This window comes from Comamonas sp., assembly GCF_036666375.1.
GTDB lineage: Bacteria > Pseudomonadota > Gammaproteobacteria > Burkholderiales > Burkholderiaceae_C > Comamonas.
The window spans coordinates 1-21,519 of record NZ_JAVWWA010000096.1 but is presented as its reverse complement, the minus strand read 5'-3'; the positions used below and the strand labels follow the sequence as shown (position 1 = coordinate 21,519).

Below are 21,519 nucleotides of genomic sequence, written 5' to 3'. Positions count from 1 at the left end.
ATGCGCTTTGCCGAGGAGATCAGCGACCAGGTCTATTTCACCGAAGCCGGCAGCATCGTCGAGCACGGCCCCGTGGCCCAGATCTTCGGCGCGCCGCGCAGCGAGCGCACGCGCCAGTTCCTGCAGCGCGCCCTGGGCGAAGGCCAGCGCGCGCGCCCCGCGCCGCCCACCGCGGCGCTGCGCTTCAACCAATTGCGCTTCGCCCTGTAATTCCCACTCCAAGAGGACCCCATGAGCACCACTTCCTCCCTGTCCGAACAGCGCCGCGCCGCGGTTGCCGCCACGCTTGCCGATGTGCGCCAACTGGTTGCCGAAGGCGCTCCCGACCGCGCCGCGCTGGCCGCCATCACCGCGCGGCTCGAAGCGCTGGCCGCGCAGCGCGAACTGTTCACGCGCGCCGACTTCCCGCCGCCGGAAAGCGGCCAGGGCGTGGGCGCGTCGACGCGCTACCGCCTCAACGCCGACGACGGCGACGAAGGCCTGGCGCTGTACCTGAACTCCATCCTGCCGGGCAAGACCACGCAGCCGCACAACCACACCACCTGGGCGGTGATCGTCGCCGTCGAAGGCCAGGAAGTGAACCGCCTCTACGACCGTAGCGACGACCGCAGCAACCCCACGCAGGCCAAGATCCACCTGGCGCGCGAATTCACGGTGCAGCCCGGCGCGTCGATTGCGTTCCTGCCCGACGACGTGCACAGCATCCATGTCGTCGGCGACTCGCCCACGCTGCACTTTCACCTCTACGGCAAGCCGCTGGAACGCCTGACCGGCCGCATAGGCATCGATGCCGAGACCGGCGCGATCACCAACTACAACGCCACCCAGTTCCAGCCCAGCAAGGTCGCCGCATGAGCAACGACGCTTCCTCCTCACGCCTGGGCCGTTCCACCCGCCTGCTGCATGCGGGCGCACCCGATCTGCGCGGCGGCTCGGGCCCGGTCAACGTTCCCGTGGTGCGCACCAGCACCGTGCGCTTTGAAAGCAGCGCCGCCTATGCCGATCTGCACCACCGCCGCGCCGCGGGCGAGCGCCTGGCCACCTACGGCCGCCACGGCCTCGACACCCACCGCGCGCTGGAAGACGCGGTGACCGCGCTTGAAGGCGGCCAGCGCGCTTTCCTCACGCCTTCGGGCCTGTCGGCGATCACGCTGGTGCTGGTGGCGCTGCTGTCGCCCGGCGACCATGCGCTGGTCGCCGACAGCGTCTACTCGCCCGTGCGCCGCGTCGACGACTCGCTGCTGCAGCGCCTGGGCATCACGCTCGAGTACTTCTCGCCATCGCAGGACGATCTGGCGGCGAAGATCCGGCCCAGCACCAAGCTGGTCTATCTCGAGTCGCCGAGTTCGCTGCTCTACGAAGTGCTGGACCTGCCCGCGCTGGCCGCGGTGGCGCGCGCCCATGGCATTCCGGTCGCGACCGACAACACCTGGGGCGCGGGCTGGTTCTACCAGCCGCTGGCGCTGGGCGCGAACCTCTCCATTCACGCCGCGACCAAGTACATCTCGGGCCATTCGGACGTGATGCAGGGCATTGTCGTCACCGACTCCGCGGCGCTCTCCGCGAAGATTGCCACGGCGCATGAAGCGCTGGGCCTGACGGTGGGCGCCGACGACGCCTATCTCGCGCTGCGCGGCCTGCGCACGCTGCCCGTGCGCCTGGCCCAGCACCAACGCCATGCGACCCAGGTCGCCGAATGGCTGCAGGGCCAGTCCCAGGTCAGCCGCGTGTTCTATCCCGCGCTGGCCTCCGACCCCGGCCATGCGCTGTGGCAACGCGACTTCAGCGGCGCCAACGGCCTGGTGTCGTTTGCCTTTGAAGAAGGCGTGGACGCGCGCGCCGGCGAGCAATTCATCGACGCGCTGCGCTTCTTCGGCATTGGCGCGTCCTGGGGCGGCTACGAAAGCCTGGCGCTGGTGGCCTCGCCCGAGCGCCTGCGCGAGCACAGTGTCTGGACCGGCACCCAGCCCGTCGTGCGCCTGCATGTGGGCCTCGAAGATCCGCAGGATCTGATTGCGGATCTGCAGCAGGCGTTTGCGCGGGTGGCGCGCGGCGTGGAGCTGGCGGCGGCGTAAGCCCTTCAACAGGCAGGCAAGGTCGCAAAATCCCGTTCATCCTGAGCGCAGTAGTGAGGCAAAGCCCTCGCAAGGCGTTTGAAGGAAACAGTGTCAGGCATGGGCTAAGAATCCCGTTCGTCCTGAGCCTGCCTCGCCGGCCGCGTCGAAGGATGAATGGGCGCACTGGCCGAGGATGGAGACGCCCTTCGACAGGCTCAGGGCTAACGGCAACCAGCTATTCGTATTGAGCATCTTGTGAAGGGCTGCCCTCTCTCCAGCATCCCATTCCTCCCCAACAACAACGGCGCCCAAAGGCGCCGTTGTTGTCTGCCATGTCGCAGCAGCCGCCCCCGGCCGCTGCGTTCCCCCATCAGCCAGCCACAGGCAGCAAGCGGATTCCCGTCGTTCCCTCGCGCTCCAGCTGCGCCACCAGGCCCAGCTCCCAGTCCAGGTACTGCTGGAAGCCCGCGTTGCGCAGCTCCAGGTCATGGTGGGCATAAGGGCTGTACCAATGGTCGTCGTCGCCGGTCAGCACGCCTTCGGCGCCCTGCGCCAGCGGCAGGTCGGCGGCCACCCAGGCCGGCGTGCCGCCCGCGATCGCGCGCACATCGCGTCCGGTGCGCGCCGCGAGTTCGGCCGCGACGCTGCGTGCCAGCACGCCATCGGGCGAATGCAGCAGCACGGTCTGCGCCGCCGGCAGCTCGGCGACCAGCGCCTCGAGGCGATCGGGCACCGCGAAACGTGCGCCCGCAATGTGCTTTTTCTCGAAGGCCGCGCGGCGGTCGATGTCAAACACGCTGGCGGTCCCGGCCAACAGCTGCGCCTGGGCCTGCTGCGGCGACACCAGCGGGGCCGGTGCATGCAGCGCCAGCACGCGCACCGGCTCGGCGCCGATTTCCAGCGCGGCCAGGGCCGGCGGCGTGTACAGAAAGACTTCGTAGCCGCCCAGCTGGGCCAGCCAGGCGCCCGTGGTCAGCGCGCGCACGCCGTCCCAGTCGGCCAGCACGATGCGCGCGCCGCGCGCCGCCGCGTATTCGTCCGTGGCCTGCACCAGCTGGCCGCCCGGCGCCCAGCGCCAGCCCGGCAGATGGCCGGCTGCATATTCCTGCTCGGTGCGCACGTCGAAGCGGTAAAGCGTGCGCTCCTGCGCCTCGCCTTCGAAACGCGCGAGTTCCGCCGCGTCTATGCGCTGCACGCCCGCGCGCTGCGCCACGTCGGCCGCGCGTTCGCGCGCCTTGGCCAGCGTGGCGGGCGCGGGCTCGGGAAAGCTCGCGCCGCGGCCATGGGCCAGCGTGCGGCCGGTGAGCAGCCAGTCCATGGTGCCGTTGCGCAGCGAGGCCACGCGGTTGGGAATGCCGGCGTCGATCAGCGTCTGCGCGCCGACGATGCTGCGCGTGCGCCCGGCGCAGTTCACCACCACGAAAGTCTCGGGGTCGGGAGCGATCTCGCCTATGCGATACACCAGCTCGGCGCCCGGCAGGCTCAGCGCGAACGGGAGGCTGAACGCCGCGAACTCCTCGGGCGTGCGGCTGTCGACGACAACGATGTTGTCGCCGCGCTCCACACGCTGCTGCAGCTCGTCGGAAGTGATCCAGGGCGTGTGCTTCTCGTGTTCGATGACTTCGCCAAACGCCTTGCTGGGCACGTTGGTGCCGCTGAAGATTTCAAAGCCCGCGGCGGCCCAGCCGTCGGTGCCGCCTTCGAGCACCGACACATTGCGCCAGCCCAGGCGCGCGAGCTTGGCCGCGGCCTGGTGCGACAGCGACTCGTCGGCATCGACCAGCACGATGCGCGTGCCGCGGCGCGGCACCAGGCGGTCTATCACCAGCTCCAGCCGCCACAGCGGCGCCGACGCCGCGAACAGGATATGTCGGTGGGCAAACACGCCGGTCTCGCGCACGTCAAGCACGGCGATCTCCTCGCCGTCAAACAGCGCGGTCTTGAGCGCCTGGGGCGAGACCACGGGGTGGCGAATGGACTTGGGCGGGCCGAAGGTGCGGAAGCTGCCGCCTTCGAGGCTTTCAAACACCACGCGGCCGGGCAGGCGATCGATCGCCAGGCCGTAGAAATGCAGGTGCAGGCCGGGCTCGTCGCCGATCAGTTCGATGGTGTGCACGTCGGTGGGCGACAGCACGACGGACACGCCCGAGGACACATCGACGCTGCGCTCGGCGGTGAGGGTGTCGCGCGTCGCGTCCTGCGTCTTGTCGCGGCGGAAAAACACATTGCGCTCGTTGCCCGACACGCCGGCAATGATGGCCCAGGTCGTGTGGTCGTGCGGCGGCTGGGACTTGCCCGGCAGGCCGGTCGACAGGTACAGCGCGTAGCGGCCGGCCGCGTCCTCGCTCAGGCGATAGACCTGGGCCGGGTTCTGCGCCGACACCGGGAAATGCTCTGCGGCAAACAGTTCGCGCTGCGTGCCCAGGCGCTCGAGCAGCGTGGCGACGGCGCGCAGCTGCTCGGGCGTGGCGCGCTCCGGGTCGGGCACCAGGCGGCGCGCCTGGGCAATGAAGTCCGCCACGGCAGCGGTGCGGCGGCTGGCGATATCGCTGCCGCTGAAGTCGAGGGAAACATGGGTCTGTGTCATGGGGGTCTCCGGGAAATTGCCCCCACGGTACGCAGCCGCGCGCGCCTGGCCAACGAAGAAAACCGCAGATCGTTAGCTGAAAAGCTTCGTTCACGCGCCGCCGCCCGGCCCCTAGATTCGAGCCATTCCTTCTTTCCCGCCGAGCGAGCCGACCCATGACCACCAAACGTTTCTTCCTGCGCACCCTGGCGTCGGCCATCGCACTGTCCGCCGCCGGCGGCGGCGCGCTGTATGTGTCTTCGCTGCACGCGGCCACCGACAAGTCCAGCACTTTTCCCAACAAGCCGGTGCGCATCATCGTTCCGGTGGCGCCGGGTGGCAGCGCCGACAAGCTCACGCGCACGCTGGGCGAACGCCTGTCGGTGCTCTGGGGCCAGACGGTGATTGTCGAGAACGTCGCGGGCGCCAGCGGCACCATTGGCGCAGGCAAGGTCGCCAAGGCCGCGCCTGACGGCTACACGCTGCTGCAGCAGGGCGAAGGCCTGATGCTCAACAGCATACTTTTCCGCGACCTGCCCTACGACACCGCGCGCAGCTTCTCGCCCATCGTCAAGGCCGTGGTCAACCCGCAGGTGCTGGTCGTGAACCCGGGAACCGGCATCAACACCCTGGCCGACTACCTGGCGCGCGCCAAGGCCCAGCCCGAAAGCATCAGCCTGGCGCTGCCGGGCAATGGCGGCATCGCGCATGTGGCGCATGAAATCCTGGCCCAGGAGACCGGCGCCAAGGTCAACTACATTCCCTATCCCGGCGGCGGCCCGGCGGCCGTCGATGTGCTCGCCGGCCATGCCAACGCGACGCTGATCACGCTGGCCGCGGTCACCGAATACGTGCGCGCCGGCAAGCTGCGCGCGCTGGCCGTGACCACCAGCTACCGCTCGCCCGCTCTGCCCAATGTGCCCACCGTGGCCGAAGCCGCGCAATTGCCGAACTTCTCGGTCGAAAGCTGGCAGGGCTACTTCGCGCCGGCCGGCACGCCGGCGGCCATCGTGCAGAAGATCAACCGCGACATCAACCAGGTGCTGCAGTTGCCCGAAGTGCGCGCCCAGCTGGAAAGCCAGGGATTCAAGGTCGCGGGCGGCTCTTCGGCCGATCTTGCAAAGAGCCTGCAGACCGAGCAGCCGCGCTACGCCCAGGCCATCAAGACCGCGGGCCTGGCGATTCGCTAAAGCCCCACTAGGCCGCGCCGCGGTTCACGCCAGCCGCACATTGGCCAGCAATTGCTGCAGATCGGCCAGCGCCACCGGCTTGAGCAGGTGCGCATCGAAGGCCGCCAGATCGGGCCGGTCGGCGCGTTCGTCCTCCACGCCATAGCCGGTCACCGCGGCGGCGAACATCGCCTTGCCGCCGGGCAGCGCACGCAGTGCGCGCAGCACGGCAGGACCGTCCATCTCGGGCATGGCGATGTCCAGGAACACCGCGCCGGGCTTGTCCTGGACCGCGGCTTCCAGCGCGCTGCGGCCGTCATAGGCGGTGCGCACGCGGTAGCCGAGCAGGCGCAGGATTTCGGCCAGGCTGTCGGCCGCGTCGCGGTTGTCGTCGACCACGAGCACGCGCGCCGCCTGAATACCGCGATCGTCACAGCTCTCACCCTCGGCCCCGGCCGTGCGGATCTGCGCGCCCGGCAGCTCGAAACTGAAAGTACTGCCCTGGCCCGCGCCCGCGCTGGTCGCCCGGATAGAGCCGCCATGCATTTCGATCAGCGAGCGCGCCAGCGACAGGCCTATGCCCAAGCCCGACTGGCGCGACGCGGCCAGGCCATCGCCCTGCGAGAACAGCTCGAAGATGCTTTCCATCGCGGCCGGCGAAATGCCTTCGCCATTGTCCGCGACGTCCACATGCAGCCGCCCCTGCGCGACGCGCGCCGACAGCGTGATCGCTCCGCCCGCAGGCGTGAACTTCGAGGCATTGCTCAGCAGGTTCTGCAGCACCTGCACCAGCCGCATCGCATCGGCATTGACCCAGACATCCTCGGCCGGAACGACCAGCCTGAAGGCATGCGTGCGCGCATCCATGCCGGGCCGCGCGGCCTCGACGGCGCGCGCCACGATCTGGTTGAACGACACCCGCTCGGGCTTGATGCGTATCTTGCCGCTGGTCAGGCGCCCGGCGTCCAGCAGATCGTCGACCAGCCGCGTGAGCTGTGTGAGTTGGCGGTCAATCATGTCGCGGCTGTTGCGCACCGTCGCGCTGGGCGCGGGCTCGAGCTGCAGGATGGACACCGCGTTGCGTATCGGCGCCAGCGGATTGCGCAGCTCGTGCGCGAGCATCGCGAGGAATTCATTCATCTGGCGCGACGAATGCTCGAGATCGCTCAACCGGCGGCGTTCGGTCATGTCGCGCGTCACCTTGGCAAATCCCAGATGGTCGCCGTCGGCACCGCGTATGGGCGCAATGACGATGTTGGCCCAGAACGCCGAGCCGTCCTTGCGCACGCGCCAGCCCTCTTCCTCGGTGCGGCCCTGCAGCAGCGCGTCGTGCAGCTCCTTGGCCGGCAGCCCCGCAGCCACGTCCTCGCTGCGAAAGAACATGCTGTAGTGCTTGCCTATGACCTCCTGCGCGGTATAGCCCTTGATGAGTTGCGCGCCGCTGTTCCAGCTCTGGATCTTGCCCAGCGGGTCCAGCATGTAGATTGCATAGTCGCGCACGCCCTCGATCAGCAGCCGGAAGCGCTCCTCGCTCTGGCGCAGCGCCTCCTCCTGCAGGCGCCGCTCGGTCAGGTCGCGCGTGACCTTGCCGAAACCGGTCAAGCTGCCGTCGGGATCGCGCAGCGCGGTGATCACCACGTTCGCCCAGAACATGTTGCCGTCCTTGCGCACGCGCCAGCCTTCCTCTTCGTAGGTGCCGTGCTGCGCCGCAAGCCGCAGTTCATGGTCGGGCCACATTTTCTGCTTTGCGGGCTCGGGGTAGAAGATCGAGAAATGCCGGCCTATGACCTCGTCGGCGCAATACCCCTTGAGCCGGACTGCACCCGCGTTCCAGGACAGCACGATTCCCGCAGGGTCGAGCATGAAGATCGCGTAGTCCTGAACGGATTCGACCAGCAGACGGAAACGATCCGCGCTCGCGGCAGCGTGGTTTTCTTGCTTGTCCATGGGTTTACCGAGTATGTTTGCCGGCGCCAAACAGGCACAATGGCGGATCACGCACGTGAAGGAATATTGTGGACCAGTTGACAGTCTACGTCGTCGACGACTCGAGGGATGCCGCGGACTCGCTTGCCACGCTGCTGGGTCTCATGGGCCATCATGCCCGGCCTTTTTATGGCGGCGAAGATGCCCTGGCGCGGGCGCAAACCGACAGGCCGCATTGCGTCATGCTCGACATCACCATGGCCGGCATGGACGGCCTCGAACTCGCGCGCCAGTTCCGCGAACAATTCGGCGACGACGTGATCCTGGTCGCGGTCACCGGATCCCCCCCCGACGACCCGCGCGTGCGCGAGACCTTCGTCACCGTGGACCACTATTTCCAGAAGCCGGTGACGCTGGAACAGATACAGAAGCTGTTCCCGGCCTGATCGTCCTCTCGCCGGTCTCGGCCTCCACCGGCGGCATTGCAGAGCGCAGCGTGACATCCAGTCGATTGTAAGGAATTGTAATCCCTGCGGCGTCCAGTGCCATGAGCATGCGCGCCAGCAGATCGCTGCGCAGCACGACCCAGCCGTCCTGGTCATGGGTCCAGACACGCACCGAGAAGTTGAGCCCGCTGTCGCCATAGCCCGTCATCGCGACCACGGGCGCCGGTGTCTCGGCGACGCCCGGTGTCTGGGCAGCCGCGGCCTGCAGCAAGGCGACAACCCGGCCGACATCGCTGCCATAGGCCACGCTGACCGGCACTTCCACGCGCCGGTTGCGGTCATACATCGTCCAGTTGCTCAGATTGCCGTTGAGCAGCTGCCCGTTCGGCACGACCACGTCCGCGCCTTCGAACGTGCGGATCACGGTGGCGCGCAAACCTATGCCGCGCACCGTGCCCGAAATGCCGGCCACGTCCACCACATCGCCGGGCTGTATGGGCCGCTCGAACATCAGCACCAGGCCCGAGACAAAGTTGTTGACCACGTTCTGCAGTCCGAAGCCTATGCCCACGCCCAGCGCGCCGAACACCAGCGTCAGCTGGCTGACCTTGAAGCCCGCGGCCGACAGCGCAATCAGCAGCCCCACCAGCAGCACGCCGTAATAGCTCAGCGAGGCAATGCTGTTGCCCGCGCCGCGCGGCAGGCCCGCACGGCCCGGAAGCTCGTCGCGCAGCAGGCGGCGCACGGCACGCGCGGCCCACAGCGCGAGCCAGGCGGAGAACGCGAACGTCAGCACATCGCCCAGGTGAATGGACACTTCCCCCGCGCTGATGCCGAGCGCCAGCACGTTGGTGCTCGCGTCATGCAAGGGGCGCAGCACGCGGAACCGGTCCATGCTGTAGATCAGCCAGCCGATGCCCGCGGCCAGCAGCAGCAGTCGCGTGCAGGCGGTCTGCACCAGCGCGCCATGCTCGCGCACCAGCCGCCGGTGGACCAGCTCGGGCTGGCCGAACAAGGCGCGCAGCAGGCCCAGGCAGGCGTTCACGCCCGCATACAGCAGCAGCGCCATGTAGCCGCTGTCGATCACGCCGCTGGTCAGCGTTTCGGCCAGCGACACATTGCCCACGACGTTGGCGATGGCCGCAACCGCCAGCAGGCCCAGCACGGCCCAGGCCACGGTGCGCACGGTCTCGCGCAGGCGCAGGCCGGCCCCTGCTGGCACCGGCGACTGGCGCGCGCTGCGGCGCAGCAGCCAGACCGTCAGCCCCAGCGCCAGCGCGTTGAGCCCCAGCAGGTACAGGCGGTACCAGCCCTTGTCGACGGGCACGGCCACGCCCACGCGGTCCAGCACGTACAGCACCACGGCCACATAGGGCCAGGCACCGAGCGCGCGCAGCGCGCCCGCGGGCAGCAGGCGCAGCGCAGGCACCAGCGCCAGCAGCAGCACAAACTCCTGCACCAGCAGCGGCGCATCGGCTTCGAAGGCCAGCACCGCCAGCAAAGACAGCAGCAGCCAGGCCGACAGCGGGCGGCGCAGTGCCAGCGTGGCGGCCGACGCTGCGCTGCGCGCGGCATCGGCCGCCGGCAGCGCATGCCGGCTGCGCACCACCAGCCAGACGATGACGGGCAGCAGCAGCAACTGCACTGCCTGCAGCGCGCGCTGATTTCCGGTGTCCGCGGCGTTGTAGTCGATGGCGAACTGCCGCTCTATCTCCAGCCCGCGATCCATCTGCAGCTGCGGAGACGGCGCTGCCGCATCCGCCCGCTCCAATCCCTGCCACAGCGCCGGCGCGTCCTTGCGCAGCAGCCCGCGGTCGATCTCGGCGATGGCGGCGGCCACATCGTTGCCGCCGGCATCGATGCGCGCCTTGAGTTCGCTGGCTTGCTGCAGCAGTGCGAACTGGCGCGACAGCGCCGCGCCCAGCGCGGCCTCGGCGGCATCGATGCCACTGAGCATGCCCTCCACGCGCTCGGCCAGCACCGCCGGCAGGCCTTCCAGCAGGCCCTGGGCGCGCGTCGCCGACCAGGCCGCGCGGCGCTGTGCCAGATAGAGCGCGCTGTCGCCATAAGGCGCAAACGCCCGGCGCGCCTCGGCTTCCCAGCGCTCATGACGGCGGATGTCGAACTGCCAGTGCCGCGCCAGGCTTTCCAGGCGCATGACGGGCAGCTCGCGCAAGGCAACGCCGGCGGCGTTGTGCAGTTTGGCATCGACCGGCGCGGCGATCTCGCCGAGCTGCTTTTGCAGATGCAGCAGCGGGTCGGGCGCGGCCAGCAGGCGCTTGGCCTGCTCGACGCGCTGCTGATCGTCATCGGCGCGCGCCAGGATGTCCTGCAGCGCGATCGGCTGGACCGCGGCGGGCGGCGCCGGGGCGCCCGCCTGCTGGGCCTGGGCCAGCGTGCACGCCAGTGCCATGAAGGCGGCCAGGGCAAAGGCGTAAAGCGAAAGAGCGTAACGTTGCATTCCGCTATGGTCGGAGCAATGCAGGGTTCTTGGCAAGCCCTGTTGCCATCACGCTGCCGCCAGCGTTGCCTGGCACTCAATCGACGACGATCTTCTGCTCCTTGATCAAGGCCGACAGCAGCTTGCCTTCGTTGACCAGCAGCGCCTTGAACTCGGGCGTAGCCAGCGCCACCGGCTCGGCGCCGAGATCGGCATAGCGTGCCTTGGTGACCGGCAGCGCCAGCGCCTTGGCGAGTTCGCGGTTCATGCGCGCGATGACTTCGGCCGGCGTGCCGTTGGGCGCCCACATGCCAAACCAGATATCGAGGTCCGCGCCCGCAAAGCCCTGCTCGGCGATGGTGGGCACCTCGGGAAAGAACGGCGAGCGCTTGGAGCTGACCACGCCCAGCAGCTTGACCTTGTGGCTGCGGATATGCGGAAACGCGATGCCGGGATCGCAGACGAAGTCGGCCTGGCCCGAGACCACGTCAAGCAGCGCCGGCGCCGCGCCGCGGTAGGGCACATGCGTGACGTAAGTGCCCGTGGCCAGCTTGAAAAGCTCGCAGGCCAGGTGCGGCGGCGTGCCCGTGCCGGCCGACGCATAGGACAGCTTGCCGGGCTGCGCCCTGGCGAGCGCAACCAGTCCGCGCGCGTCCTTGACATCCATCTGCGGCTTGGCCACGAGGTACATCTGCGTGCGGCCCACGCCGCCCACGGGCGTGAGGTCGCGCGACGGCAGCAGGCTGGACTTGAACAGCGAGGGATTGGCGGTCTCCACCGAAGTCGGCGCGATCAGGAAAGCGTAGCCGTCGGGCGCGGCGCGCACCACTTCGGCGGCCGCGATGTTGCCGCTCGCACCGGGCTTGTTCTCGATGATCACCGCCTGGCCCAGCGACTCGCCCATGGACTGCGCCAGAATGCGCGCCATCACGTCGGTGCTGCCGCCCGGCGCAAAGCCCACGACGATGCGTATTGTCTTGGTCGGCCAGGGCGCGGCGCTCTGCGCCTGCAGCGCCCCCGCAGCGCACAGAGACAGGGCGGCCAGCGCGCAGCGGCGCAGCGCGGTTTTTCTCAGGGGAAAGCTCATCGTTGTCTCCGTCATGGTGGTGGGAATTGGCCGGGGGGGTTCAGGCCGGATCGGCCAGCAGCATCTCGCGCAGCTTGAATTTCTGAATCTTTCCGGAGGGCGTAGACGGAATCGCGTCGCGCACGATCAGCCGTTCGGGGATGTACTGGATCGCGACCTTCTGCGCCTTGAGGAAGTCCTGGATGGCGCGCAGATCGATGCTCTGGCCGGGCTTGGGCACGACCACCGCGCAGGCGCGCTCGCCCAGGCGTTCGTCGGGGTAGGCGACGATGGCCGCCATGGCGATCGCCGGGTGGCGGTACAGCAGCGACTCGATTTCCACCACCGGAATGTTCTCGCCGCCGCGGATGATCACGTCCTTGCTGCGGCCCGTGATGCGCAGATAGCCGCGGGCGTCGAGATAGCCCAGGTCGCCGGTGTCCAGCCAGTCCTCGGCATCGGTGGCGTTGAGGTGCGGGCGGCGCAGATAGCCGCCGAAATTGGAGCAGGCGCGCAGCAGCAGCCGGCCGGCCTCGCCCACGGCAAGGTCCTGGCCGTCGACGTCGACCACCTTGATCTCCACGCCGGGCAGCGGGCAGCCGTCGGTGTTGAACGAGCGCTCGTCGCTGTCATCGAGCCGCGTGAGCGTCACCGCGCCGTTCTCGGTCATGCCCCAGGCCGAGACCACCTTGGCGCCGAGTGCGGCGCGCGCCTGCTCCACCAGCGGCCCGGGAATCGGCGCGCCCGCGCACAGGAAGGTGCGCAGCGTGGGCAGGCCCTCGCCGGTCTCGGCCACGGTACGCGCCAGGTCGGTGAGAAACGGCGTAGACGCCATGGTGAACGTCGCGCCCTCCTGGCGCACCAGCGCGATCGCCTGCCTGGGCTCCCAGATGTCCTGCAGCACCACGCTGGCGCGCAGCATGATGGGCATCATCAGCCCGTACATGAAGCCTGTCTGATGCGCCATCGGCGAGGCCATCAGCACCACGTCGTCCGCGCCCAGCTGCAGGCGCCGGGCGTAGGGAATGATGTTGGCCATCACGCTGTTGGCCGAATGCATCACGCCCTTGGGCTCGCCTGTCGTTCCCGAGGTGTAGATCAGCTGGGTCACATCGTCGGGCCCGGGCCGGCTGCGCGTGAGGATCTCGCGTGCATCGGGCGCGTTCTCCCATTCGGGCCCGCTGAGCAGCGCCTCGAAGCTGTTGGCGCCTGCGCCGCCGACCAGCACGACATGCTCCAGGCCGGGAAGCTGCGGCTGCAGGCCGGCCGCCATGGCCTCGAAGTCGAAGCCGCGAAACGTCCTGGGCGCGATCAGCACCTTGGCCTCACCGTGCTGCAGCATGAAAGACAGCTCGCGCTCGCGAAAGATATGCATCAGCGGATTCATCACCGCACCTATGCGCGAGCAGGCGAGATACGTCAGCGTGAACTGCCACCAGTTGGGCAGCTGGCAGGCGACGACATCGTTGCGGCCCACGCCCAGCCGCGACAGCCCGACGGCAATGCGGTCGGCCATGCGCGCCATCTCGCGGTAGGTGAAGCGCTGCAGCGCCCCGCTCTCGACCTGCAGCGCCGTGAGCGCCAGCTTGTCGGGGCAGACCGCGACGCAGGCATCGAGATCGTCGTTGATGGTGCGGTCATGCCACAGGCCCTGGGCCACCATGCGCGCGCGGCGCGCGGGCAGGAGTACGGCGTCGAATTCCATGTTTTGTCTCCTTGTTGTGCGCTGCGTTCAGGCCGGAACGGCCTGGCGTCCGGCGCGGGTGCGCGCGACGATGGTCTTCATGATCTGGGCCGTGCCGTCGCCTATCTGAAAGCCCAGCACATCGCGCAGCCGCTGCTCCATCGGCCCGCGGTCGTAACCGCCGTGGCCGAACATCAGCAGGCACTGGTGGATGGCGTCGTAGGCCAGCTTGGGCGCCCACCACTTGCACATCGCGGCCTCGGCGGTGTGCGGCAGCTGCCGGTCCTTGAGCCACAGCGTCTGCAGGCACAGCAGGCGCGCGGCCTCCACCTGGGTGTCGAAATCGGCCAGCGGGTGCGACACGCCCTGGAACGCCGACAGCGGCTTGCCGAAGGCCTCGCGCTGCGCCACGTACTCCCAGGTTTCGTCCAGCGCCACGCGCGCCACGGCCAGCACCTGCAGACCGATCAGCGCGCGCGAGAAGTCAAAGCCCTGCATCACCTGCACGAAGCCCTGGTTCTCGTCGCCCAGCCTATGGTCGACGGGAATGCGCACGTTCTCGAAGAACAGCGAGCCGCGGCCAATGGCGCGCTGGCCATGGCAGTCGAAGCGGTTGCGCGTGACGCCGGGCGCGTCCATGGGCACCAGCAGCGCGGTGACGCCATGCGCGCCCGAGTCCACCGTGCCCGTGCGCCCGAACACCACCGCGGCATCGGCCTGGTCGGCAGCCGAGATCGAAGTCTTCTCGCCGTTGAGCACGTATTCGCTGCCGACGCGCTCGACGCGCAGGCGCAGATTGGCCGCGTCTGAGCCGCCGCGCGGCTCGGTCAGCGCGATCGCGAACAGCGCCTGCCCGCGCGTCAGCTTCGCGAGCCAGGGCCCGGCGACTTCGGGCCGGCCGTGTTCGGCGAGGATCTGGCCGTTGAGCGAGGCCAGCAGGTTGATATAGCTCAGGCTCAGGTCGGCGCGCGCGATTTCCTCGTGGATCACGCCGGCCGCCAGGCATCCCAGGCCCTGGCCGCCGACGGCTTCGGGCAGCTCGGGCGCGATGAAGCCCATCTCGCCCATCTCGCCCATCAGCGCGCGGTCAAGCACCCGGGTCTGGTCGCGCTCCAGAAAGCCCGGCGCCACGCGGCCCGCGGCAAAGCGGCGCGCATGTTCGGCCAGCGTGCGCAGGTCTTCGTCGATATAGGGGTTCATGCTGTGTCCTCCGCGCGCGGGCTACTTGGCGTACTTGCGGAAGTCGGGCTTGCGCTTTTCGGTCAGCGCATTGACGCCTTCGCGCGACTCCTCGGTGTCGTAGTACAGCTTGAGCGCATACATGCCCAGGCCCGCGATGCCGCTCTGGTGCGCGGTGTCGGCGTTGAAGCTGCGCTTGGCAATGGCAATTGCCGTGGGGCTGCGCTCGCAGATCTCCTCGGCCCACTTCTGCACTTCGGCGTCAAGCTGCTCGTGCGGCACCACCACGTTGGCCAGGCCCATGGCCACGGCCTCGGCGCCGCTGTAGCGGCGGTTCAGATACCAGATCTCGCGCGCCTTCTTCTCGCCCACCACGCGCGCCAGGAACGCCGTGCCGTAGCCCGGATCGACCGAGCCCATCTTCGGTCCGACCTGGCCGAAGATGGCCTTCTCGGATGCAATCGTCAGATCGCAGATGGTGCACAGCACGTTGCCGCCGCCAATCGCATAGCCCTGCACGCGCGCGATCACCGGTTTGGGCACGTCGCGGATCGCGGTGTGCAGTTCCTCCATCGGCAGGCCTATGGTGCCGCGGCCGTCGTAGTTGCCGTTGTGCGCCGACTGGTCGCCGCCCGTGCAGAACGCCTTCTCGCCCGCACCGGCCAGCACGATCGCGCCCACTTCCTTGTCGTAGCCGGCCTTGTTCAGCGCGCGGATGATCTCGTCGCAGGTCTGGCCGCGAAACGCGTTCATCTTCTCGGGCCGGTTGATGGTGATCCAGGCCACGCCGTTGCGCACCTCGTACAGGATGTCTTCGAAGTTCATGGTGTCTCTCCAGTTCGGGGTTGCAACGAAATCAGCCGTTCATGGTCAGGCCGCCGGACACGCTCAGCACCTGGCCGGTGATGAAGGCCGCGTCGTCGCTGGCGAAGAACACGATGGCGCCGGGCAGGTCCGCGGGCTGGCCTATGCGGCCCAGCGGAATCGAGCGCGTGAACGCCTCCATCAGCTTCTCGGGGTTGCCCGCGCCTTCCTTGTAGTCGGCAAACAGCGCGGTGTCGGTGGGGCCTGGGCAGACCACGTTGACCGTGATGCCGTGGCGCGCATGCTCGCGCGCAATCGTCTTGGAGAAGGCCACCAGCCCGCCCTTGCAGGCCGCATAGACCGCCTCGCCCGACGACCCGACGCGCGCCGCGTCGGAGGCGATGTTGACGATGCGTCCCGCCTTGCGCGCCGCCATGCCGGGCAGCACCGCGTGGTGCAGGTGCAGCGCGCCGACCAGATTGATGGCGATCAGCTTGTCCCACTGCGCGGGCTCGGTCCTGGTGAACGGCTTGAACACGTCCCAGCCCGCGTTGTTGACCAGCACGTCGATCGGCCCCAGCGCCGCTTCGGTCGCGGCCACGGCGGCGTCGACGCTGGCGCGGTCCGTGATGTCGCACAGCAGCGCCAGCGCCGTCGCGCCCTCTGCACGGATCTGCGCCGCGACCTGCTCGGCGGCCGCCAGATTCAGATCGAAGACCGCGACGCGCGCGCCTTCCAGGCCGAAGCGCCGCGATGTCGCGCCGCCTATGCCGCCGCCCCCGCCCGTCACCACGACGGTCTTGTTTTCAAATCGCTGCATTGCATCTCCTATGGGTTGCCAGGGTTGCCGGGTTGACCGATGATTCCGCACAAGCCAAATCAAATTAGGTCAATATGTTTACGCAAATTCTAAATACTGGCGTTTGCCGCCGCAAGCGCATTCTTATGGGTGATCGCCGTGGTTAACCCTAGCAAAGAACCCCTCTCCACCAAGCTGGAACTTGCCAACAGGTTGTTCTTTCGCCTCTATCAATGCGCAAACATGTTGCATAAAACCGGCTCCCGCGCAGTGGAGGCGGAAGGGCTGACGACGCAGCAATGGGCGGTGCTGGGCGCGCTGTCGCGCGAGAAGGCGCAGGGCGGGATGAGCATTGGCGACCTGGCCAAATACCTGATGGTGAGCCGCCAGAACCTGTCCGGCCTGATCAGCCGCATGGAGCGCGACGGCCATGTCGCCGTGACCCCCGATGGCCGCGACCGGCGCTCACGCCTGGTCTCGATGACGGCGTCGGGCCAGCATGTCTGGCATGTGCTGGCCCAGCCGAAAATCATGGCGTACTACGAGGACGTGCTCGGCGACTTCTCGATCAACGACGTCACGCACACGCTGCATTACCTGCTGAAGATGGTGGACAACATGCAGCGCCTCGATGCCCAGTGGGTAGGAGGCGGGAACGAGGCGCAGGAAGAGACCTGAGGCGCGGCCATTGGCGTTGATGGCCGCGCTGCGGTGCCGGGCCGCCCGCCCTGGCACCGCGAAATCGTCAGAAGCGGTATTTGACGTTCAACGCCACGCTGCGCGGCGTGCCGTAGTTGCCCGAGTTCCACCAGTCCGACACCGAGGCAATGTACTTCTTGTCAAACAGGTTGTTGACGTTGAGCGTCGCCGACAGCTGCGGCGAGAACTCGTAGCGCGCCATCAGGCTGGCGACGGCAAAGGACTTCTGTTCCCAGTACAGCGCGCGTCCGAGCTGCCAGGGGGTGACCGTGGAGTAGGTCTTGCTGCGCCAGTTGACGCCGCCGCCCAGCGTGAGGCGGCTCCACTCGCCGGGCAGGCGGTAGGTGGTCCACAGCTTGACCATGTTGCGCGCAAAGGTCGTATTGGTCAGCGTGCCATCGGCTTTCTTGCTCTCGCTGTAGGTCCAGGAAGCGGAGACATTCCAGTCACGCGCCAGCGCTCCGAAGACCTCCAGATCCAGCCCCTGGGTCTTGACGCCCTTGACCGCGCGCGAAGCCCCGGTGTTCTCGGTACCGGGAACGAAGTAGCCGGGATCGCTTTCGGCGGCATTGTCCTGGCGGATCTGATAGAGCGCCAGCGCGGTGTTCAGCCGCCCGCCTAGCCAGGCACTCTTGAGGCCCATTTCATAGTTCGCGCCTTCGGTGGGATCGAGCACCGCGCCGTTGCGGTCGCGCGCCGATTGCGGCTGATAGATGGTGGTGTAGCTGGCGTAGACCGCGTGGTCCTGGTTGATGTCGTAGACCGCACCCGCATACGGCGTGAACACGCCGTCTTCCGAGGTCCGGGTCAGATAGCTGCCGCCCGTCCAGGTTTCATTCAGCTGGTAGTCGTGCGAGAGAATGCGCGTGCCCGCGATCAGCTTGAGCTTGTCGCTCACCTGGAAGCGCGCCGCGCCGTAGAGGCTGGCCTGGCGCATGTCGTACTGCGAGTTCACATTGGCCGGACCGAAGATGCCCGCGCCGGACCTGTCCCAGGTGAACAGATTGGCGGCGCTGCCGCGCAGGCCGCTGATGTCGGGATGTGACAGCATCAGCTGGTCGTAGTCCTCATAGGCCGCGCCCAGCACCAGTTCGTGCTGGCGCCCCAGCAGCGGGAAGGAACCGCTCAGATTCACATCCACGTTGCTGTGCTCTATGTCGCCCACGCGCCGGGCGGATCCTAGGGTCACGCCGTTGCCTGCGGTGTCATAGAAGGTGCTGTCGGAGTTCAGTGCTGTGCGCTCTTCCCGATGCGACGAGCGCGCGTGGCTGGCCGAAAGCTTGAGCTTCCAGTCGCCGCCCAGCTGCTGCTCCAGCGTGGCAAAAGCCTTGGTCGACTCCAGGTCCAGCCGGTTGTCGCGGCTCGCGCCGGTGAACGACACCGGCAGATCGGTGCGCGTGCCGTCCTTGAACCACAGCGGAAAGCCGACATACGAACCCTGGCCCCTGACCTTGGTGCGCTCGTGTTCCAGCCCGGCCGTCACGCGCGTGCTGCTGGTCAGGTCGGCCTCGATGACGCCGTAGATCTGGGCCTTCCTGCGGCCGTAATTGTCGATATGGCTTTCGCCGTCCTGGCCGGCCGCAACCAGTCGCCCGCGCAGGCTGCCGGCGGCGTTGAGCGGGCCCGAGAGATCGATCACGCCGCGCTTGTCGCCCCAGGAGCCCAGGCCCGCCTCGGCCGAGCCCTGGAATTCGGCCGTGGGCTTCTTGCGCACCATGTTGATCGTGCCCGATGGGTGGCCCACGCCGGTGACCAGGCCCGAGGCGCCGCGCAGCACCTCGATGCGGTCGTAGAACGCCATGTCGGCCACGGTGGACGAAGGCACGGCCCCGCCGCCCAGCACCTCGACAAAAGTGTTCACGCCATCGAACTGGTAGTTCTTGAATGCATAGCCGCGCGCGCTGGCGCCGCCCAGCTCGGTGCCCAGCGTATTGGTCTGCACCCCCGGCACCTGCGCCAGCGTCTGCTGTATCGTCGTCAGGCCCTGGTCTTCCATGCGCTGGCTGGTGATCACGCTCACCGACTGCGGCGTCTCGCGCTGCGTCAGCCCCAGCGGCGTGGCCGTGGTGCTGGGGCCGGCCGGAATATAGCTGCCCGTGCCTTCGGTCGCGCCGCCGCGCATGGACTGGGCCGTCACGGTCACGGCCGCCATGGTTGCCGCCGCGTTCGCGCCCGGCTGCGGCCGCAGCGTGAACGTCCCGGGCTGGGTGCTCACCGCCACCAGGCCCGTGCCCGACAGCAGCCGCGCCAGCGCATCGCGCGGCGACAGGCTGCCGCTCACGGCCGCGGCCTGACGCCCTTCGACCAGCGCGTCGTCAAACAGCACCTGCAGCTGCGTCTGGCGGCCAAACGCCCGCAGCGCGCTGAGCAGCGGCTGGGCCGTCAGATCAAACGACAGCCGCGCCTCCTGGGCCGCAGCCACCTGCGCCCTCACCGCCGTGGGCGCAGCAGCCATCACGGCCATGGACACCATCAGCGCCAGCATGTTCGGCCGCAATGCGGCGGCGTCCGCGCGCTCCTTCTTCCCACTCCACTCCCTCGACTGACCTTGGTGCATGACCTGCATCTCCTGAATTCCTGCCTGTTGACGGCGGCAGACCGGCGCGCAAAGGCCGGTTCTTCCGCTGGTGTAGGGCCGTTGGCTGGGAATCAGAAAGCAGCAGGCTTCATTTCCGTGGCTGGCAGCGCATGGAGCACGGAAAACTCCGCACCCCTGTCATGTAGAAGCACCAAAGGCCTCATTCATGGAACCCGCCAATGTGAAACTATATGTATCTCAGCGTCGACTGATCAGCCAACCACCTTCGGCGCGTCGCTGAACCCGCAGCTCCGCTACGCTGGGCAAGGCCAGCAGAAATTGCTCCGGATCCCTGAGCGCCAGGAAACCTGAGATGGGCAGCGACTGCAGCGCCGCGCCCTGCACCTCGACGGGCTGATCAAGATGACGCGACAGCTCCTGCGCCACCTGCGCCAGCGGCTGGCGCTTGAAATAGATCTGGCCGCTGGTCCATTCCGCAATGGTGTCCACAGGGACGGCCGACTCGCGTCGGCGTCCGCTGGCGGTGTCAACGGCAAGCCCGGTTCCCGGCCCCATGGCAAGCACCGCGGCACCCGCATCCGCGCTCGAGCGCACTTCGACCCGGCCCTCCTGCACCTGGACCACGAACTCGGGCGGTCCGCTGCGCACATTGAACGCCGTGCCGACAACGCGCACCTGGTGGCTGGCGCTGGCAACGGTGAACGGCCTGGCCGCGGCCGGCGCCACCTGGAAAAAAGCTTCGCCCCTGGCCAGCACGGTCTCGCGCCGGCGCGGGAAGTAGCGCACCTGCAGATGGCTGTTGGCATTGAGCGCCACCTTGGAGCCGTCGGGCAGCACCAGGCTGCGCAGCTCGCCCGGTCCGGTGGCGACATCGACCGCATAGGCCGAGGTGTTGTCCCAGCGATGCCATCCATAGCCGACCACGGCCGCCAGGGCCAGCGCACAGGCCGACGCCAGCGCCGGGCCGCGCAGCCAGCCCGGCCGTACGCGCCGGCGCTGCGGCGGCGCCGCGGCAGCGGGCGCAGCAGCAGCGCCCCCGTACGCAGCCGGGAACATGGCCTTGAGCTGCGCGGCCTCGCGCCATGCCCGGCCGACACGCTCCAGCGCCTCGCCATGGCTTGCATGCTCGGCCAGCCAGGCGTCGAGCGCGCGCTCGTCGGCGCTGGACCAGCCCGGCTGCTGGCGCCGCACATGCCAGTCGCCCGCGCAATGGTTCAGTGCCAGCAACTGCTCCGGCGTCAGCGCCTGCAGCAGGGATGGACTCGGACTGGCGCTCATGGTGTCTCGCCCTGCGCGCGTGAACCGGCGCGTTCCGCGTCATCTTCTTCGGCCAGCGAGGCCTGCATGGCCTGCAGGCGCTGCATCTGCTCGGCACTGGCGTACAGCACACGCGTCTCGCAGTAGGCCAGGGCGCGCGCCAGATGCTTCACGGTCATGCGCAGGGAAATGCCCATCTGATCCGCGGTGTCCTGCACCGTACAGCCCTCGATGCGGTGCAGCACAAAGGCCTGGCGCTGGCGCTGGGGCAGTTCCTGCACCGCCTGGTGCAGTCGCGTGAGCCGTTGGCGCTGCGCGGCGCTGTCATCGCCGTGCGCCGCCTGGAGTTCATCCTCGCAGTCTTCATGGGCCACGGCTTGCAAGCCCTGCGACTGCGCGCTCTTGTGCCAGTCGCGCGCGGCCACGCTGCGCAGCGTCTGGCGCAGATAGGGCTGCTCCTCCTCGGGGCGCAGCACCTTGCCCGTGGCCGCAACGCGCACAAACACTTCCTGCGCCGCGTCCTCGACTTCCGCCGAGGTGCCGAAGTGGCGGCGCAGCATGCGCATCACCGGAATGCGCCAGCGCAGATAAAGGCTGGCAAGCTGGCCGCCCGCCGCATCGGCCGGCTCCACCAGCGCGCTGTCCTTTGAATGCAGGTCGCGCTGCATCAGCTTGCAGGCCTGGCGCGCAGGCACGCAGCTGCGGCCCCAGGGCTGCAAGGCTGGCGCTTGGATGGAAAGGAAAGGCGGTAAGGCACGGCGTGCATGGAATGGCCGCCGCTGCGAAGTGGCAATGCGCGCCACAGCCGCCCATGGGCGTATGCGCGTGCGCCCGTCGAGCGGCAACATTAAATCGTATGCGATTGTACTGAGAATAGTTCTCATCCAT

The 21,519-nt window shown here is 68.3% G+C and carries 16 protein-coding genes and 1 pseudogene; 6 read left to right on the top strand and 11 right to left on the bottom strand.

Annotation, left to right across the window (positions count from 1 at the left end):
• The 3 genes and pseudogenes from RR928_RS19400 to metC all read left to right on the top strand — a co-directional run.
• Nucleotides 1–210, top strand: a pseudogene (locus RR928_RS19400) (amino acid ABC transporter ATP-binding protein); the annotation flags it as partial.
• 21 nt (nt 211–231) lie between these two features.
• A complete protein-coding gene (locus RR928_RS19395) occupies nt 232–855 on the top strand; it encodes a cysteine dioxygenase family protein (RefSeq protein ID WP_332548010.1) in 624 nt (207 codons plus the stop codon).
• On the top strand, nt 852–2,075 hold the full coding sequence (gene metC / locus RR928_RS19390) for a cystathionine beta-lyase (RefSeq protein WP_332683823.1): 1,224 nt from the start codon (nt 852–854) through the stop codon (nt 2,073–2,075). The genes RR928_RS19395 and metC overlap by 4 nt, the downstream gene beginning before the upstream one ends.
• 352 nt (nt 2,076–2,427) lie before the next feature.
• On the opposite strand, the gene RR928_RS19385 is transcribed toward metC, so the two are convergent.
• Nucleotides 2,428–4,644 (bottom strand): rhodanese-like domain-containing protein, encoded by a 2,217-nt coding sequence (locus RR928_RS19385; RefSeq protein ID WP_332535710.1) that lies wholly within the window; start codon nt 4,642–4,644, stop codon nt 2,428–2,430.
• Nucleotides 4,645–4,799: 155 nt separating this feature from the next.
• On the opposite strand from RR928_RS19385, the gene RR928_RS19380 reads away from it, so the two are divergent.
• On the top strand, nt 4,800–5,813 hold the full coding sequence (locus tag RR928_RS19380) for a tripartite tricarboxylate transporter substrate binding protein (RefSeq protein WP_332535712.1): 1,014 nt from the start codon (nt 4,800–4,802) through the stop codon (nt 5,811–5,813).
• 24 nt (nt 5,814–5,837) lie between these two features.
• Here the strand turns inward: RR928_RS19380 and RR928_RS19375 are convergent, their stop codons facing one another.
• Nucleotides 5,838–7,739 (bottom strand): PAS domain-containing hybrid sensor histidine kinase/response regulator, encoded by a 1,902-nt coding sequence (locus RR928_RS19375; protein WP_332535714.1) that lies wholly within the window; start codon nt 7,737–7,739, stop codon nt 5,838–5,840.
• A 68-nt stretch (nt 7,740–7,807) separates the two neighbouring features.
• Between RR928_RS19375 and RR928_RS19370 the strand changes: the two genes are divergently transcribed.
• Nucleotides 7,808–8,164, top strand: a complete 357-nt coding sequence (locus RR928_RS19370) for a response regulator (protein ID WP_332535716.1) — start codon at nt 7,808–7,810, stop codon at nt 8,162–8,164.
• Here the strand turns inward: RR928_RS19370 and RR928_RS19365 are convergent.
• The 6 genes from RR928_RS19365 to badH all read right to left on the bottom strand — a co-directional run bounded on the left by RR928_RS19365 (nt 8,097) and on the right by badH (nt 16,157).
• Nucleotides 8,097–10,625 (bottom strand): mechanosensitive ion channel family protein, encoded by a 2,529-nt coding sequence (locus RR928_RS19365; RefSeq protein ID WP_332535717.1) that lies wholly within the window; start codon nt 10,623–10,625, stop codon nt 8,097–8,099. The two genes, RR928_RS19370 and RR928_RS19365, sit on opposite strands and share 68 nt — an antisense overlap.
• 76 nt (nt 10,626–10,701) lie before the next feature.
• Nucleotides 10,702–11,691, bottom strand: coding sequence for a Bug family tripartite tricarboxylate transporter substrate binding protein (locus RR928_RS19360; RefSeq protein WP_332535719.1), 990 nt, complete (start codon nt 11,689–11,691; stop codon nt 10,702–10,704).
• Nucleotides 11,692–11,731: 40 nt separating this feature from the next.
• Nucleotides 11,732–13,375: a cyclohexanecarboxylate-CoA ligase gene (gene aliA / locus RR928_RS19355; protein ID WP_332683821.1), complete on the bottom strand. Its 1,644-nt coding sequence runs from the start codon at nt 13,373–13,375 to the stop codon at nt 11,732–11,734.
• 27 nt (nt 13,376–13,402) lie between these two features.
• The gene (gene aliB / locus RR928_RS19350; protein ID WP_332683820.1) at nt 13,403–14,554 is read right to left on the bottom strand and encodes a cyclohexanecarboxyl-CoA dehydrogenase; all 1,152 of its coding nucleotides are present in this window, start codon (nt 14,552–14,554) and stop codon (nt 13,403–13,405) included.
• A gap of 21 nt (nt 14,555–14,575) precedes the next feature.
• Entirely contained in the window at nt 14,576–15,358 is a 783-nt protein-coding gene (gene badI / locus RR928_RS19345; protein ID WP_332548013.1) for a 2-ketocyclohexanecarboxyl-CoA hydrolase, read from the bottom strand.
• A gap of 31 nt (nt 15,359–15,389) precedes the next feature.
• Nucleotides 15,390–16,157: a 2-hydroxycyclohexanecarboxyl-CoA dehydrogenase gene (gene badH, locus RR928_RS19340; RefSeq protein ID WP_332535726.1), complete on the bottom strand. Its 768-nt coding sequence runs from the start codon at nt 16,155–16,157 to the stop codon at nt 15,390–15,392.
• A 138-nt stretch (nt 16,158–16,295) separates the two neighbouring features.
• Here badH and RR928_RS19335 point away from each other — a divergent pair, with 138 nt between their 5' ends.
• Nucleotides 16,296–16,814, top strand: coding sequence for a MarR family winged helix-turn-helix transcriptional regulator (locus RR928_RS19335; RefSeq protein ID WP_332535732.1), 519 nt, complete (start codon nt 16,296–16,298; stop codon nt 16,812–16,814).
• A 67-nt stretch (nt 16,815–16,881) separates the two neighbouring features.
• Here RR928_RS19335 and RR928_RS19330 read toward each other — a convergent pair whose 3' ends face one another.
• From RR928_RS19330 to RR928_RS19320, 3 genes are all read right to left on the bottom strand, one after another.
• The gene (locus RR928_RS19330; protein WP_332683819.1) at nt 16,882–19,392 is read right to left on the bottom strand and encodes a TonB-dependent siderophore receptor; all 2,511 of its coding nucleotides are present in this window, start codon (nt 19,390–19,392) and stop codon (nt 16,882–16,884) included.
• A 219-nt stretch (nt 19,393–19,611) separates the two neighbouring features.
• The gene (locus RR928_RS19325; protein WP_332683817.1) at nt 19,612–20,652 is read right to left on the bottom strand and encodes a FecR family protein; all 1,041 of its coding nucleotides are present in this window, start codon (nt 20,650–20,652) and stop codon (nt 19,612–19,614) included.
• Nucleotides 20,649–21,350, bottom strand: coding sequence for an RNA polymerase sigma factor (locus RR928_RS19320; RefSeq protein ID WP_332548016.1), 702 nt, complete (start codon nt 21,348–21,350; stop codon nt 20,649–20,651). Before RR928_RS19320 ends, RR928_RS19325 begins: the two co-directional genes overlap by 4 nt.
• Nucleotides 21,351–21,519: the final 169 nt, after the last annotated feature.